Origin of the sequence: Wenxinia marina DSM 24838 (assembly GCF_000379485.1) — a bacterium.
In the GTDB taxonomy this organism is placed as follows: domain Bacteria; phylum Pseudomonadota; class Alphaproteobacteria; order Rhodobacterales; family Rhodobacteraceae; genus Wenxinia; species Wenxinia marina.
In genome coordinates, this window is sequence record NZ_KB902277.1 from 234,709 (window position 1) to 250,141 (window position 15,433).

Genomic DNA, 15,433 nt, shown 5'->3' on the forward strand with positions numbered 1-15,433 from the left:
GGCCAAGAGGGGCAGCGCCCCTCCGCCCGGAGGCCGCTCTGGCGCCGCCTTGCGTCCAGGCCGGTGCTGATCCTCCTCAACAAGCCCTACGGCACGCTCTGCCAGTTCACCGGCGAGGGCGCGACGCTGGCCGGCCTCGTCCCGGTGCCGGACGTCTACCCCGCCGGCCGCCTCGACCGCGACAGCGAGGGCCTGCTCCTGCTCACCGACGACGGCGCCCTGCAGGCACGGATCGCCGAGCCGCGGCACAAGCTGCCGAAGACCTACCTCGCGCAGGTCGAGGGCGTCCCGGGGGACGAGGCGCTGACGGCTCTGCGGACCGGCGTGACGCTGAAGGATGGTCCGACCCGCCCGGCCGAAGCCGACCTCGCGGCCGAGCCCGAGGGACTCTGGCCCCGCGACCCGCCGATCCGCGTGCGCAAGTCGGTGCCCGACAGCTGGCTGCGCCTCACGCTCACCGAGGGGCGGAACCGGCAGGTGCGGCGGATGACGGCGGCGGTCGGACACCCGACGCTGCGGCTGATCCGCTGGGCCATCGGGCCGCTGACGGTGGAGGGGCTGGCGCCCGGCGCATGGCGGGAGGCGACTGCCGCCGAAGTCGCGGCGCTCCGCCGTCCGGCCCCGCGCGTCGGCGGGGCCGGCGCGCGAAGAAATTTCTAGAAATTTCGTCTGGCCACAGAACGGAATTCGACGAATTCCGTTCGCGCCCCGGACGCTTCGGGCTCTACTCCTGCGCCAGCAGCACCGCCGACAGCGGCGCCTGCGCCACCTGCCCGGCCCGGTTCGCGCTGCCCCAGAGATTCAGCGCCGAGATCGTGTCCGGCCGCGTCCGCGCCAGCAGCACCACGCCGCTCTCCTGCCGCGCCCGGAACGCCGCCTGGTCGATGAAGCGGCGGATCACCCGCGCGTCCTGCCCCTCGCTGTCGAGGTCGCGGTAGACGACCTCGGCCGGCACGCCCTCGGCCTCGGCGGCGCGCAGGCCGGCGTTGAGCCCGGACGAGATCGTGACGAAGCCGCGTCCCTCGCCCGCCAGCCGCGCCAGGGTCTGGTCGGCGATGCCGCCGCCGGACTGCCAGGCGCCGGTCCGGTCGATCAGCGCCACCGCCTCGGGCACCGCGGCGAGCGCGGCTTCCAGCGTCACCTCGACGTCGCTCGCCCCCGCCCCCGGCGGCAGCTGCGGCAGGACCGCGACCTCGATGCCGCGGTCGCGGTAGGCGGCCATCACCTCGAGCGCGTCCTCGCGCGCCGGGTCGATCGCCACCGTGACCGGGAACGGAATGCCGGCGACGGCGGCGGGCGCGCCGGGCAGGCTGCCGTCGTCGATCAGGACGACGCTCATCAGCGGCTGTCCCTGGGGGTTCTCGAACGGCGCGGCGTAGCGGACGAGCGGCGGCGCGTCGGGATCGACCTCCGCCGCGGGGGCCTCTCCATTCGGCGCGTCGGCGGCACCCGTCTCGGGCCGGCGGACCACGACGTCGGCCGTCCCGCCCGGCAGGCCGGAGTCCTGCCCCTGCAGGGCGAGCGTGTCCTCGTCACCTCCTTCCGGCTCCTCGACCACGACCACCGGCACGTCGACGACGACCGGCGCGTCGTCCGCGTCCGCCGCCTGCTCGCCAGGGGCCGCCTCCGCCGTGTCGGACCCCGTCGACTCCAGGACCTCGCCCGGATCGGCATCTTCCGTTGCGGCCTGCGTCACCTCTGGTGCATCCGCCCCCGCGTCCGCGACATCCTCGTCGCCCGGCCCCTCCTCGCCGGCCAACCCGTCGCCCGCGCCGGCGGTCTCCTCCACCTCGGGTTCCACCGGCGCGTCGGGCGCCTCGGCGACGTCCTGCGGGACCTCGGGCGCGACGTCCGTCGCCTCGGGCTCCTCCGCCGCGGGCGCCTCGACGATCTCGATCGGCTGCGGCGGCTGCGGCGTCGCCGGCTCGGTCGACAGCACGATGTCGCTCTCGCCGGCCGGTTGCTCCGGCGGAGGCGCCTGCGGGTTCGGCAGGACCGGCGTGTCGCTGCCGGCGGCCAGCTCGGGCGCCGACCCCGCCTCGGGCGCGGCGAGCGTCTCGGCGCTGTCGGCGGCGGGCGGCGCGCCCTCGCTTTCGGTCTCGGCCGGGGGCGCATCCTCGGCATCGCCGGGCACGACCTGCCCCGGCGCCGTGGTCGGCGCGCCGATCTGCGGCATCTGCGGCTGGACCGGCGCGCTGTCCGGCTCCTCCGGGACTTCGGGCAGCGCGGCCACGTCCTCGGGCGGCGCACCCCCCGGGGTCAGCGGCGGTGCGCTTCCCGCCGGCTGGTCGCCCATCAGCGACGCCGTCGCCAGTGCCAGCGCCGAGACCACCGCCCCGAAGAACGCCCCCGAAATCACGCCTCTGACCATTGGCCCGCCTTCTCGTCTGCTCTGCCCGCGGCCTTGACGTCCTCGCGCCTTGCGGCCCATCTATGGCCCCGACCTTACCCCAGCCCCCCGGGGCGGCGGTAGCCCCCAATCGGCCGGCCGGCCCGAAGGACCCGTCATGCTGCTGCTGATCGACAATTACGACAGCTTCACCTACAACCTCGTCCACTACCTGGGCGAGCTGGGCGCGGACGTCGTGGTCCGCCGCAACGACGCGATCGACGTGCAGGCGGCGATGGCGATGCGGCCAGCCGGCATCGTCCTGTCCCCCGGCCCCGGCACCCCGACGCAATCCGGCATCTGCCTCGCCCTGACCGAGGCCGCGGCCGAGACGCGAACGCCCCTCCTCGGCGTCTGCCTCGGCCACCAGACGATCGGCCAGGCCTTCGGCGGCGACGTGGTGCGCTGCCACGAGATCGTGCACGGCAAGATGGGCACCGTCCGCCACACCGGCGGCGGCGTCTTCGCCGGCCTGCCCTCGCCATTCCTGGCCACGCGCTACCACAGCCTCGTCGTCGACCGCGCCACCCTTCCGGCGTCGCTGGAGGTCACGGCCGAGCTGGAGGACGGCACGATCATGGGCCTCAGCCACCGCGAGCTGCCGATCCACGGGGTGCAGTTCCACCCCGAGAGCATCGCCTCCGAGCATGGGCACCGGATGCTGAAGAATTTCCTGACGACCGTCCCGGAGCCGGCATGACCGACGCGATGAAGCCGCTGATCTACGCCGCCTCGGAGGGTCCGCTGTCGCAGTCCCAGGCCGAGGAGGCGTTCGAGTACCTGTTCGACGGCGCCGCGACGCCCGCGCAGGTGGGCGGCCTCCTCATGGCGATGCGCGCCCGGGGCGAAAGCGTCAGCGAGTACGCCGCCGCCGCCGCCGCGATGCGTGCCCGCTGCGTGAAGGTGACCGCGCCCGAGGGGGCGATCGACGTCGTCGGCACCGGCGGCGACGGCATGCACACGCTGAACATCTCCACCGCCGCCGCGTTCATCGTGGCGGGCGCCGGCGTGCCGGTGGCCAAGCACGGCAACCGGGCGGCGTCCTCGAAGTCTGGGACGGCGGACGTGCAGACCGAGCTCGGCATCGACGTGATGGCGGGGCCGGAGGCGACGGAGCGCGGGCTGCGGGAGGCCGGCATCGGTTTCATGATGGCGCAGCTGCACCATCCGGCGATGAAGCACGTGATGCCCGTCCGGCAGGAGCTCGGCTGCAAGACGATCTTCAACATCCTGGGGCCGCTCACGAATCCCGCCGGGGTGAAGCGCCAGCTCACCGGCGCCTTCGCGATCGACCTGATCCACCCGATGGCCGAGACGCTGCGCACGCTGGGCTCCGAGGCGGCGTGGCTGGTCCACGGCGAGGACGGCACGGACGAGATGTCGATCACCGGCAAGACCTCGGTCGCCGAGCTGAAGGACGGGCGCATCCGCTCCCGCGAGGTGCATCCCGAGGATGCCGGCCTGCCGGTCCACCCCTTCCGCGACATCCTCGGCGGCACGCCTCAGGAGAACGCCGCGGCGCTGCGGGCCTTGCTGGACGGGCAGCCCGGCGCCTACCGCGACGCCGCGCTGCTGAACGCCGCCGCCGCGCTGGTGGTGGCGGGCGTCGCGGGCGACCTGAAGGCGGGGGCCGAGCAGGCGGCCGAGAGCGTGGATTCGGGCGCCGCGAAGCGGGCGATGGAGACGCTGGCCCGGATCACGTCGGGCGCCTGATGGCGGATCTCACGCGCCTCGGCGCCTGGCGCGAGCTGCCGTTCTGGGACGAGGCGTGGCCGGGCATCGAGGCTGCGCTCACAACCGAGCACGGGCCGGTGCACCCGCCGGAGAACCGCCTCTTCGCGGCGCTGGAGCGGACGCAGCCGGACGATACCCGCGTCGTGATCCTCGGCCAGGATCCCTACCATACACCGGGCAAGGCCGACGGGCTGGCCTTCTCCATCCCTGACGGCTTTCCCGGCCGGCTCGACTCCCTTGGCAACATCTTCAAGGAGTTGCAGGACGATCTTGGTGCTTCCCGCACCCGCACCGACCTTGCCGACTGGGCCGACCAGGGCGTCCTCCTTCTCAACACGGCGCTCACCGTACCCGAAGGCCGCGCTGGCGCGCACCGGCGCCTCGGATGGGACCGGCTCACGCGCGAGGTCATCGCCCGTCTCGGCGACCGGCCCCGCGCCTTCCTGCTCTGGGGCGCGCCGGCGCAGCGCTTTGCGCCCGTGGGCTGCGGGCATCTGATCCTGACAGCGCCGCACCCGTCGCCCCTCTCCGCGCACCGGGGCTTTTTCGGCTCGCGGCCATTTTCATCGGTGAACCGCTGGCTTATGGACAGGGGCGAGCGACCGATCGACTGGGCGGGACAGGCATGAGCGCGACGATCCTCGACCGGATCAAGGCCTACAAGCTGGAGGACGTGGCCGCCCGCAAGGAGGCCACGCCGCAGGGCGAGATCGAGACCCGCGCCGCCGCGGCGCCGCCCGTGCGCGGCTTCGCCGCCGCGCTGGCCGCCGCCGCCCGCGAAGGCTACGGCCTGATCGCCGAGATCAAAAAGGCCTCGCCCTCCAAGGGTCTCATTCGCCCCGATTTCGACCCGCCCGCCCTGGCCCGGGCCTATGCCGAGGGCGGCGCGACCTGCCTCTCCGTGCTGACCGACGGTCCGTCCTTCCAGGGCGCGGACGAGTTCCTCGTCGCCGCGCGGGAGGCCGTCAGCCTGCCGGTCCTGCGCAAGGACTTCCTCTATGACCCATGGCAGGTGGCCGAGTCCCGCGCGCTCGGCGCGGACTGCATCCTCATCATCATGGCCAGCGTCTCCGATGCCCAGGCTGCGGAGCTGGAGGAGGCGGCGCGGCGCTGGAACATGGACGTCCTCGTCGAGGTCCACGACGCGGCGGAGCTGGAGCGGGCGGCCACCCATCTGGAGAGCCCCCTCCTCGGCATCAACAACCGCGATCTCAATACCTTCTCGACCGATCTTCAGACGACGCGCACGCTCGCCCGGCAGGTGCCGGCAGACCGGACCATCGTCGCCGAAAGCGGCCTCGGCACGCCGGGCGACCTCGCCGACCTCGCCCGCTACGGCGCGCGTTGCTTCCTCATCGGCGAGAGCCTGATGCGGCAGGACGACGTGACCGCCGCGACGCGCGCGATCCTCGCCAGCCCGCTGACCGCCGCGGGGGGCATCTGACGCCGTCGCCATGACCGACCGCCTGACCCATTTCGACGCTGCCGGCCGCGCCCACATGGTCGATGTCTCGGACAAGGCAGACACCGCCCGGACGGCCGTCGCCGAGGGGCACGTCCGGATGACGCCCGAGACGCTGGCCCGCGTCACCGGGGGCACCGCCGACAAGGGCGATGTCCTCGGCATCGCCCGGATCGCTGGGATCCAGGGGGCCAAGCGGACGTCCGACCTGATTCCGCTCTGCCACCCGCTGCCGATCTCGAAGGTTGCACTGGACCTCACGCCTGATCCCGATCTGCCCGGCGTGCGGATCGAAGCGACGGTGAAGACCACCGGCAAGACCGGGGTGGAGATGGAGGCACTGACCGCCGTGACGGTCGCCGCGCTGACGGTCTACGACATGCTGAAGGCGGCCGAGAAGGGGATGGAAATCGGCGCTGTCCGCCTCGTCTCGAAGGACGGCGGCAAGTCCGGCCGGTGGGCGCGGGCGTGAGCCTGGTTCCGGTCGCCGAGGCGCTGTCGCGGCTCTTCGCGCTCGTCCGACCTCTCGGGACAGAGATGGTGCCGCTGACCGAGGCGGCAGGCCGGGTGCTCGCCGGCCCCGTCGCCGCGCGCCGCGACCAGCCGCCCTTCGCCGCCTCCGCCATGGATGGCTACGCGGTGCGACGCGACGAAGCGCGGCCCGGCGCCCGCTTCGATGTCATCGGCGAAAGTGCCGCGGGACATGCATTTTCCGGCCTCGTCGGCCCCGGTCAGGCGGTCCGCATCTTCACCGGAGCGCCGGTGCCGGAGGGCGCGACCCGCGTCGTGATCCAGGAGGACACTGTCCGCGACGGCGACGCGATCGGTCTGACCGATGCCCTCGGCGAAGGGCTCAACATCCGCCCCGCGGGCGCCGACTTCCGCACCGGCGCGACCCTTGGCGGCCCCCGTCGCCTGACCCCGTCCGACGTGGCGCTTCTCGCCGCGATGAACGTCCCCGAGGTCGAGGTGGCGCGCCAGCCCGAGGTCGCCCTCCTCGCCACCGGCGACGAACTGGTGCCGCCGGGAGAGGAGCCCGGCCCCGATCAGATCATCGCCTCGAACAGTTACGGCCTGCATGCCCTCCTGCGCCAGCTGGGCGCCCGCCCGCGCCTGCTGCCGATCGCCGGCGACAGCCTCGACAGCCTGTCCTGTTCGTTCGACCTCGCGGCGGATGCGGACCTCCTCGTCACCATCGGCGGCGCCTCGGTGGGCGACCACGACCTCGTCGCCGCCGCGGCCGAGGGGCGCGGGATGGAGCGGGCGTTCTACAAGGTCGCGATGCGCCCCGGAAAGCCGCTGATGGCCGGGCGCCTGGGCGACGCGATGATGATCGGCCTGCCCGGCAACCCGGTCTCGGCGATGGTCTGCGGCCACGTCTTCGTCGCGCCGGTGATCGCCGCGATGCAGGGCCTGCCCGCCGGGCCGGCCCCCCGGCGGACCGCGACGCTGGGCGCGCCGCTGGCCGCGAACGGCCCGCGGGAGCATTACCTGCGGGCCCGCACGACCCCGCAGGGGGTGATCGCGTTCGACAAGCAGGACAGCTCGCTGCTGTCCGTGCTGGCCGAGGCGGATTGCCTGATCGTCCAGCCGCCGGGTGATCCCGCGCACGCAGCCGGAGACACGGTCGAGGTCATCGACCTCTGAAGCGTCGCCTCGCGCCCCCGTGCGATCCCGTTGACACAAAACGGGAACATCGCTAGAACGTCCGCAAAACACCGCGCCGCCCGCGCAGGAAGGACCCACGCGATGCTCACGCGCAAGCAACTTGATCTGCTCGAATTCATCCACACCCGCGTCCAGCGCGACGGCGTGCCGCCCTCCTTCGACGAGATGAAGGAAGCGCTTGATCTGCGGTCGAAATCCGGCATCCACCGGCTCATCACCGCGCTGGAGGAGCGGGGCTTCATCCGCCGCCTCGCCCACCGCGCCCGCGCGCTCGAGATCGTGAAGCTGCCCGACGCGATGGCAGGCAAGCCCGGCTTCGCCCCCCGCGTGATCGACGGCGACCGCCCCTCCGGCCCGCCGCCCCGCGCGGCGCAGCCGGTCGAGGTGTCGGCGGTGGAACTGGACGTCATGGGCCGGATCGCCGCGGGCGTGCCGATCTCGGCCATCGCCGAGGTGAGCCACCAGGTGGCCGTCCCCGCCGGCATGATCGGCCGGGGGGAGCATTACGCGCTGGAAGTGTCGGGCGACTCGATGATCAATGCCGGGATCAACGATGGCGATGTCGTTGTGATCCGCGAAACGACCGCGGTCGACAACGGCGACATCGTCGTCGCGATCGTCGAGAACGAGGAGGCGACGCTCAAGCGCTACCGGCGCGAGGGCGACCGCATCGCGCTGGAGGCCGCGAACGAGGCCTACCCGACCCGCGTCTTCCGCGCCTCCGAGGTCGAGGTGCGGGGCCGGCTCGTGGGCCTGATCCGCACCTACTGAGACCAGGGCCGGCGGCCCGCCACGTCCGCGACCGTCAGGACGGCGAGGCCGCCCTGCCCGTCCGGCCGGATCGCCAGCGCCCCGGTCCGGCGCAACCGGGCGGCGTCGTAGACGTCGCAGGGGCGCGGCACGTCGGTTTCCGCGTTCGTCACCAGAAGCGACGCGTCCCCGCACCCGTCCAGCGCGGCCAGGGCGCCGGTTCCGCGCACGGCCAGCACGACCGCGCCGCCGATCTCCGTCCGCCAGGTCCGTGGCGCGACCTCCGGCACGCCGGGGCGTGCTGCCGCTTCCTCCTGCGTCGCCCGGTCGCCGTCGTTCTCCAGCCAGACCGTCGCGGCGAACCCGTCGCCGGTGCCCCGCGACAACGCCCGCCCCTCCGGCCCGATCAGCCCGATGAGCCCGCCCGTGTCGGTGACGAGAAGCGCGGGACGGTCCACCGTGACCCACATCCAGCCGGCCAGCGCAACTGGCGCGAGCCCGGCCCACCGCCCGCGGCCCTGCCACAGGATCACGACCAACGCCCCGAAGGACAGCAGCGGCAGCACGCCGGCGGGTGGCGAGACGACGGTCGATACCGCTCCGTCCATCGCCCCCACCCACTCCGCCACCCGCAGGATCCAGGCCGATCCCGCCTGCATCATCCACAGCGCCGGCGCCGCGAGGCCGAGCGGCGCCAGCAGCGCCGCCAGCACCGCCCCGGGCATCACGAGGAGGCCCATCGCCGGCACGGCGAGGAGATTGGCGAGCAGGCCGTAATGCGCCACCCGGTTGAAGTGCGCCGCCGCGAAGGGCGCCGTCGCCGCCCCGGCCAGCGCGGACGACAGAAGCAGCATCACCGCCGGTACCGCCCACCGCCACCGCGGCCCGAGGGGCTGACCGATGATGGCGAAGCCGGCGACCAGCGCCGTCACCGCGGCGAAAGACATCTGGAAGCCGGGATTGAGCAGCGCCTCGGGCCGCAGCACCAGCATCACCAGCGCCGCCACCGCCACCGACCGCAGCGTCAGAACGCGCCGGTCGAGGAGGATCGCTACCAGCGCCACCGCCGCCATGACGAACGCCCGCTCGGTCGCCAGCGCCCGCCCGGCGAGCGCCAGGTAGAAGGCCGCGGCGGGCAGCGCGGCGACGGCGGCGATCTTCTTCGACGACAGGCGCAGCGCGAGCAGCGGGATGGCCGAGACGGCGCCGCGGACCATCCAGAACACGAACCCGACCAGCAGGCCCATGTGCATCCCCGAGATCGCGACGAGGTGGTACAGGTTCGCGTCCCGCAGCGCGTCCGTCGCCGCCCGCGTCAGGCCCGACCGGTCGCCCGTGGTCACCGCCGCGGCGAACCCGCCTGCGTCACCGTCGATCCGGTGGCGCATGCCGTCCGCGATCCGGCCCCTCAGGCGGTGGATGACGAGGCCCGCGCCCTCGTCGGGCGCCGCCCAGACGAGCAGCGGCGTGCGGGTGTAGCCGACCGCGCCCAGCCCCTCGAACCAGGCCGACAGGCGGAAGTCGAAGCCGCCGGGCTCGACCGGCCCCGCCGGGGGGCCGAGATGGCCGGTGAGGATCACGGTCATCCCCGGCTGCGGCTCGCTCCAGCGCTGGTCGCCGTGGAGCGACAGGCGCACCCGCCGCGGCGTGCGGTCTGGCGCCATGTCCTCCAGCACGACGCGGTCCAGCGTGAGGCGCACCGCGTCCGAGGCGGAGCGGTCGATTTCGACCACCCGACCCTCGACCGGCCCGTAGTAGCGGAACGGCAGGACGGGGGCCGCGGTCAGGTGCGTCCGCACGCCGGCCAGCGCCGCGCCGGCCGCCACGAAGACGAACGCGGCGAAGAGCGGGGCCAGAGCCTCGGGCGCAAGCCGGGCCGCGCCGAATGCGGCGAGGGCAGCAAGCGCCAGAGCGACCCACGCGGCGGCGTCCGGCTCCGCCGGCAGCGCAAAGTAGCCACCGATGCCCGCGGCCAGGGCGACGGGGCTCCACGTCGCGAGATGCCCGCGCTGGCGCTGCAGGGCGGCCGCGAGGCCCGAGAGCAGCCCCCCGGCGGGGCCGATGCGGCCCAGCGTCAGCACCTGCCCTTGTCCTTTCGTCCCGCCGTCCTGTAGACCGCGCCGAGCCTACCTGCGCCAAGGTTAGCGAAAGGTTAATCCCGCCCATGTCCGACCGTCCCGACGCGCCCTCGCAGGTCGTCACCCGCTTCGCCCCCTCGCCGACCGGCGCGCTGCACATCGGCGGCGCCCGCACCGCGCTGTTCAACTGGCTGTTCGCCCGCGGCCGCGGCGGCCGGCTCCTCCTGCGGATCGAGGATACCGACCGCGCCCGATCCACCGACGCGAACCGGCTCGCGATCCTCGACGGGCTGATCTGGCTCGGCCTCGACTGGGACGGCGAGCCGATCAGCCAGGCCGCGCGGGCTGATCGCCATGCCGAGGTCGCCAACGAGCTGCTGGCCAATGGCCGCGCCTACAAGTGCTTCTCCACGCAGGAGGAGATCGAGGCGTTCCGCGAGGCCGCCCGCGCCGAGGGCCGCTCCACCCTCTTCCGCTCTCCCTGGCGCGACGCCGATCCGGCGACGCATCCCGATGCGCCCTACGCCATCCGCATCCGCGCCCCGCAGGACGGCGCGACCACGATCCACGACGCCGTGCAGGGCGAGGTGACGCTGCAGAACGACCAGCTCGACGACATGGTCCTTCTGCGCTCGGACGGGACGCCGGTCTACATGCTGGCCGTGGTGGTGGACGACCATGACATGGGCGTGACCCACATCATCCGCGGCGACGACCACCTGACCAACGCCTTCCGGCAGAAGCTGGTCTACGACGCGATGGGTTGGCCAGTGCCGGTGATGGCCCACATCCCGCTGATCTTCGGGCCCGACGGCAAGAAGCTGTCCAAGCGCCACGGCGCCACTGGCGCGGCGGAGTACCGGGCGATGGGCTACCCGGCGGCGGGGATGCGCAACTACCTCACCCGCCTGGGATGGAGCCACGGCGACGCGGAATTCTTCACCGACGACGAGGCGCGCGAGTGGTTCGACCTCGAAGGGATCGGCAAGTCGCCGGCGCGCTTCGACTTCAAGAAGCTCGACAATCTCAGCGGCCGGCACATTGCCGCCGCGGACGATGCTGCACTGCTGAAAGAAGTGGCGGATTACCTGGCCGCGTCGGGGCAGCCGCCGCTGACCGAACGGCAGCGGGCGCTGGTGGAGGCCGCGATGCCGCACCTCAAGGAGCGCGCGAAGACCTATCCGGAACTACTTGAAAAGGCGCAGTTCGCGCTGACCGAGCGGCCGATCGAGCCGGACGAGAAGTCGGCCGCGGCGCTGGATGCGGTATCCCGTGGTATACTGGCCGAATTGACGCCGCACCTGCGAGATGCTAGCTGGGAGCGCGACGCCCTGGAGGGGATCGTCAAGGACGCGGCCGAGCGTCACGGGATGGGGCTGGGCAAGCTCGCCGGCCCTCTCCGCGCGGCGCTGGCCGGCCGGACGGTCTCTCCCAGCGTGTTCGACATGATGCTGGTGCTCGGCCGGGACGAGACGATCGCCCGGATCGGGGACGCGGCCTCCTGATACCTTTTCGTCACCCTTTGCGCCCTAACTGGCGCGAGGGACGACCCGCGGAGAAACCGATCCCCGCCGCGCCTGCGGCGCCCCCGGGATCCCAAGACCTCGAAGGGAGCCTTCATGGCGGACAAGACGGCTAAACTGACGATCGGCGACGACAGCTTCGAGCTTCCGGTCCTGTCCGGGACCACCGGCCCCGACGTCATCGACATCCGCAAGCTCTACGGCCAGTCGGGGCTGTTCACCTACGATCCCGGCTTCACCTCCACCGCCGCCTGCGACAGCGCGATCACCTTCATCGACGGCGAGAAGGGCGAGCTGCTGCACCGCGGCTACCCGATCGACCAGCTGGCGTCCAAGTCGCACTACCTCGAGGTCTGCTACCTGCTGCTCTACGGCGAGCTTCCGTCGGCCGAGCAGCTGGAGGAGTTCGAGACCACGGTCACCCGCCACACGATGCTGCACGAGCAGATGCAGTACTTCTTCCGCGGCTTCCGCCGCGACGCGCACCCGATGGCCGTCATGGTCGGCGTGGTCGGCGCAATGGCCGCGTTCTACCACGACAGCACCGATATCGGCGATCCGCGCCAGCGCGAGATCGCGTCGTTCCGGCTGATCGCCAAGATGCCGACGATCGCGGCCTGGGCCTACAAGTACTCGATCGGGCAGCCCTTCGTGTACCCGCGCAACGACCTCGATTACGCCAGCAACTTCCTGCACATGTGCTTCGCCGTGCCGGCGGAGGAGTACAAGATCGACCCTGTCCTCGCCCGCGCGATGGACCGGATCTTCACCCTGCACGCCGACCACGAGCAGAACGCGTCCACCTCGACGGTGCGCCTCGCCTCGTCCTCGGGCGCGAACCCGTTCGCCTGCATCGCGGCCGGCATCGCCTGCCTGTGGGGGCCAGCCCACGGCGGCGCCAACCAGGCCGCTCTCGAGACGCTCAAGGAGATCGGGTCGGTCGACCGGATCCCCGAATACATCGCCCGCGCCAAGGACAAGGACGATCCGTTCCGCCTGATGGGCTTCGGCCACCGGGTCTACAAGAACTTCGACCCGCGCGCGAAGGTGATGAAGCAGTCGGCGGACGAGGTGCTCGACTTGCTGGGGGTCGAGAACAACCCGATCCTCGCCGTCGCCAAGGAGCTGGAGAAGCAGGCGACCGCGGACGAGTACTTCATCGAGCGCAAGCTGTTCCCGAACGTGGACTTCTACTCGGGCATCATCCTCGAGGCGATGGGCTTCCCCACCTCGATGTTCACGCCGATCTTCGCGCTGGCGCGGACGGTGGGCTGGATCAGCCAGTGGAAGGAACAGCTGAGCGATCCGCAGCTCAAGATCGGCCGGCCGCGGCAGCTGTACTGCGGCGCGACGGCGCGGGACTACGTGGATATCGAGAACCGCTGAGCGGCCTATCGCTTGATCGGCGCGGCGGTCCGCCGCCGCGCCGCCCCTGAGTGACACGCGTCCCGGGCTTGCCCCGGGACCTCGCTCGATTGTGCTCCACGGTCTCATGCCTCGCGAGGCCCCGGGTCAGGCCCGGGGCGGGTCCTACCGGAGGCGCCGTCCCCCCCTACTCCCCCGCCGCGATACCGCTGTCCCGGCGGGTCGTAAGGTGCAGCATCCGCGCCAGCGACTGATCCGCGCGACCCTTCGTCAGCCAGGCCAGCGAGAAGGCCCAGACCGCGATCGCCTCGCACCAGAGGATCAGCATCCAGTCCTCGACCACCCGGTCGAACGGCGCCACCCCGCCCACCCGGACGGCCGACGTCACCAGCACCCCCACCGTCATCGCCGCGATGGTCCAGCCGCAGGCGCGGTAGATGCGACGGCGCCACGGCTTCGCCGTGCGGGTGAACTTGCGCAGGCAGATCCAGGTGAGCGCGGACAGGAAGATCAGCGCGCAGGTGTAGTGCCCGATCGCCGCCGCGCGGACGCCCATCATCAGCTGGCTGACCGACTCGGTCTCGAACACGCCCGCCTTCTCGTTCGGCAGGAACGCGACGCCGAAGGCGGCGAGGCCGGCCAGAGTCGTCATCTTGTCGTCCGAGATGAACTCCCCCACGCCGCTGCGGTGGCCGGGATAGGCGATGAGGAAGATCGCGATCGAGGTCATCACGCCCACGAACACGTCGCGCAGGACGGTGTGATAGTAGTCCGAGATCGACGGCTCCACCCCGCCGACCGACAGGACCCCGCCCGCGATGAGCAGGACCGGCAGCGACAGGCCGAGCCAGCCGAGAGCCTGCCGCACCCGGTAGTAGGAGATGACGATCTCGTCGCGATCCATCGGGCCCTCCTCGTCTGCCGACGGCAGGCTAGCGTCGGGGAACCCGTGCGTCCATCGGGGCTTGCGCGGTCGGGCCTCCGGGCGCTATTGCCGGAACGGGTCCGCAGTTCACCCAGGCGTCGCCGGCCGCAGGGCCAAGCTGAACCTGCCGCCAGACCACCTTGCCGTGAACTACGCCCTCGGGCGCGGGACGACAGGAGACCAAGGGCGACCCGTCCGCCGGCGCTGCCGGAGATGTCCCGCAGGACCGGAGACGTGCCATGACGCGCGACGCCATTTCCCTGACCATCCCCGACCTTTCGGCTTTTGCCCGCACCCTCGGCGCCAGCCTCGCCGAGGACAGCGAACCGCCCGGCCACCAGCGCCTGCTCGGCCACCTCGCCCGCGCCGCGGGATACCGCAACTGGCAGCACCTGCGCGCCGCCGTGACGCCCGCTCCGGCGCCCGAGCCGGTGGATCGCCGGCGCGTCGACCGGGCGCTGCGCTGCTTCGACGCGGAGGGGCGGATGATCCGCTGGCCCCGCCAGACACAGGTGCAGGCGCTGTGCGTGTGGTCCGCCTGGGCGCGCCTGCCCTCCGGTCGCGACCTGACGGAGCGCGAGGTGAACGCGCGGCTCAAGGACTTCGCCGCCTTCGGCGACCACGTGCTGCTGCGCCGCTCGCTGATCGACCACCGGCTGGCGGAGCGGGCGACCGACGGCTCGGTCTACCGCCGGGTGGAGCGGCGGCCCCCGGCCGAGGCGCTGGAGGTGATCCGCGCCGTTCAGCGCCCCTCGAACTGAGGCGGCCGCTTCTCGAGAAAGGCGACGATGCCCTCCTTGAAGTCGCGGCTCTGGCCGAGGCGGCCCTGCAGGCGTCCCTCCAGCGCCAGCTGCTCGTCGATGCGGTTCTCGAAGCTGGCGCGCATCGCCTCCTTCAGCAGGCGGTATGTCTCGGTCGGCCCGGCGGCGAGCTGGGCCGCCCTGGCGCGCCAGTGCGCGTCGAAATCGGCCGCGGGGACCGCCTCGTAGACCATCCCCCACTCGACCGCCTGGCGGGCGGTGATCCGGTCGGCGAAGAGGCTTGCGCCCATCGCGCGCTGGTAGCCGACGTGCCGCGGCAGGAACCAGGTGCCGCCGGCGTCGGGGATCAGGCCGATCCGGGTGAAGGCCTGCTGGAAGAACGCCTCTTCGGACGCGAGGATGACGTCCGCGACCAGCGCCAGGTTGGCCCCCGCGCCGGCGGCGGCGCCGTTCACCGCGGCGATGACCGGAAGCGGGCAGTCGAGGATGGCGGTCAGCATCGGCACGTACTCGTCCCGCAGCACCCGCTCCAGATCCATGCGCGCCGCCGTCGCCCCGTCGCCGAGGTCCTGGCCCGAGCAGAAGGCCCGCCCCGCCCCGGTCAGCACCAGCGCCCGCGCGCCCTCGCCCTGCGCCGCCTTTACGGCGTGGGTGATCTCGGCGCGCATCTGGGTGTTGAGGGCGTTCATCACGTCGGGCCGGTTCATCGTCAGCACCGCGACGGTGTCGCGGACGGCGAGCGTGATTGTCTGGTAGTCCATCAGCGGGTCCTTCTGGC

Annotated in this window: 15 protein-coding genes; 11 read left to right on the forward strand and 4 right to left on the reverse strand. The window is 72.5% G+C overall.

The genetic code is table 11. The features are described from left to right. Positions 1-63: 63 nt before the first annotated feature. Complete coding sequence (locus tag A37W_RS20845) at positions 64-660, forward strand: pseudouridine synthase (protein ID WP_018301554.1); 597 nt, start codon at positions 64-66, stop codon at positions 658-660. 64 nt (positions 661-724) lie between these two features. On the opposite strand, the gene A37W_RS0103065 is transcribed toward A37W_RS20845, so the two are convergent. After that, a complete protein-coding gene (locus A37W_RS0103065; RefSeq protein WP_018301555.1) occupies positions 725-2,371 on the reverse strand; it encodes a divergent polysaccharide deacteylase family protein in 1,647 nt (548 codons plus the stop codon). A gap of 136 nt (positions 2,372-2,507) precedes the next feature. On the opposite strand from A37W_RS0103065, the gene A37W_RS0103070 reads away from it, so the two are divergent. From A37W_RS0103070 to lexA, 7 genes are all read left to right on the forward strand, one after another. Continuing rightward, positions 2,508-3,089: an anthranilate synthase component II gene (locus tag A37W_RS0103070; RefSeq protein WP_018301556.1), complete on the forward strand. Its 582-nt coding sequence runs from the start codon at positions 2,508-2,510 to the stop codon at positions 3,087-3,089. Next, on the forward strand, positions 3,086-4,102 hold the full coding sequence (gene trpD, locus A37W_RS0103075) for an anthranilate phosphoribosyltransferase (protein WP_018301557.1): 1,017 nt from the start codon (positions 3,086-3,088) through the stop codon (positions 4,100-4,102). Before A37W_RS0103070 ends, trpD begins: the two co-directional genes overlap by 4 nt. Continuing rightward, the gene (locus A37W_RS0103080; RefSeq protein ID WP_018301558.1) at positions 4,102-4,752 is read left to right on the forward strand and encodes a uracil-DNA glycosylase; all 651 of its coding nucleotides are present in this window, start codon (positions 4,102-4,104) and stop codon (positions 4,750-4,752) included. The genes trpD and A37W_RS0103080 overlap by 1 nt, the downstream gene beginning before the upstream one ends. Then, the gene (gene trpC, locus A37W_RS0103085; protein WP_018301559.1) at positions 4,749-5,567 is read left to right on the forward strand and encodes an indole-3-glycerol phosphate synthase TrpC; all 819 of its coding nucleotides are present in this window, start codon (positions 4,749-4,751) and stop codon (positions 5,565-5,567) included. Before A37W_RS0103080 ends, trpC begins: the two co-directional genes overlap by 4 nt. Positions 5,568-5,577: 10 nt before the next feature. After that, positions 5,578-6,057: a cyclic pyranopterin monophosphate synthase MoaC gene (moaC, locus tag A37W_RS0103090; RefSeq protein ID WP_018301560.1), complete on the forward strand. Its 480-nt coding sequence runs from the start codon at positions 5,578-5,580 to the stop codon at positions 6,055-6,057. Positions 6,058-6,059: 2 nt separating this feature from the next. Then, positions 6,060-7,232 carry a molybdopterin molybdotransferase MoeA gene (locus tag A37W_RS0103095; RefSeq protein WP_026198261.1) on the forward strand — a complete coding sequence of 391 codons (1,173 nt, stop codon included), beginning with the start codon at positions 6,060-6,062 and terminating at the stop codon, positions 7,230-7,232. Positions 7,233-7,334: 102 nt separating this feature from the next. Then, positions 7,335-8,024: a transcriptional repressor LexA gene (gene lexA / locus A37W_RS0103100; protein ID WP_018301562.1), complete on the forward strand. Its 690-nt coding sequence runs from the start codon at positions 7,335-7,337 to the stop codon at positions 8,022-8,024. On the opposite strand, the gene A37W_RS0103105 is transcribed toward lexA, so the two are convergent. Further along, the gene (locus A37W_RS0103105; protein ID WP_018301563.1) at positions 8,018-10,084 is read right to left on the reverse strand and encodes a ComEC/Rec2 family competence protein; all 2,067 of its coding nucleotides are present in this window, start codon (positions 10,082-10,084) and stop codon (positions 8,018-8,020) included. The two genes, lexA and A37W_RS0103105, sit on opposite strands and share 7 nt — an antisense overlap. An 83-nt stretch (positions 10,085-10,167) precedes the next feature. Between A37W_RS0103105 and gltX the strand changes: the two genes are divergently transcribed. Both gltX and gltA read left to right on the forward strand, forming a co-directional pair. After that, a complete protein-coding gene (gltX, locus tag A37W_RS0103110) occupies positions 10,168-11,586 on the forward strand; it encodes a glutamate--tRNA ligase (RefSeq protein ID WP_018301564.1) in 1,419 nt (472 codons plus the stop codon). 114 nt (positions 11,587-11,700) lie between these two features. Continuing rightward, positions 11,701-12,990, forward strand: a complete 1,290-nt coding sequence (gltA, locus tag A37W_RS0103115) for a citrate synthase (RefSeq protein WP_018301565.1) — start codon at positions 11,701-11,703, stop codon at positions 12,988-12,990. Between the two features lie 166 nt (positions 12,991-13,156). Here the strand turns inward: gltA and A37W_RS22675 are convergent, their stop codons facing one another. Next, on the reverse strand, positions 13,157-13,873 hold the full coding sequence (locus tag A37W_RS22675; RefSeq protein WP_018301566.1) for a hypothetical protein: 717 nt from the start codon (positions 13,871-13,873) through the stop codon (positions 13,157-13,159). Between the two features lie 260 nt (positions 13,874-14,133). Between A37W_RS22675 and A37W_RS0103125 the strand changes: the two genes are divergently transcribed. Next, entirely contained in the window at positions 14,134-14,655 is a 522-nt protein-coding gene (locus A37W_RS0103125) for a DUF2087 domain-containing protein (RefSeq protein WP_018301567.1), read from the forward strand. Here A37W_RS0103125 and A37W_RS0103130 read toward each other — a convergent pair. Continuing rightward, positions 14,637-15,416, reverse strand: a complete 780-nt coding sequence (locus A37W_RS0103130) for an enoyl-CoA hydratase-related protein (protein ID WP_018301568.1) — start codon at positions 15,414-15,416, stop codon at positions 14,637-14,639. The genes A37W_RS0103125 and A37W_RS0103130 overlap by 19 nt on opposite strands. Positions 15,417-15,433: the final 17 nt, after the last annotated feature.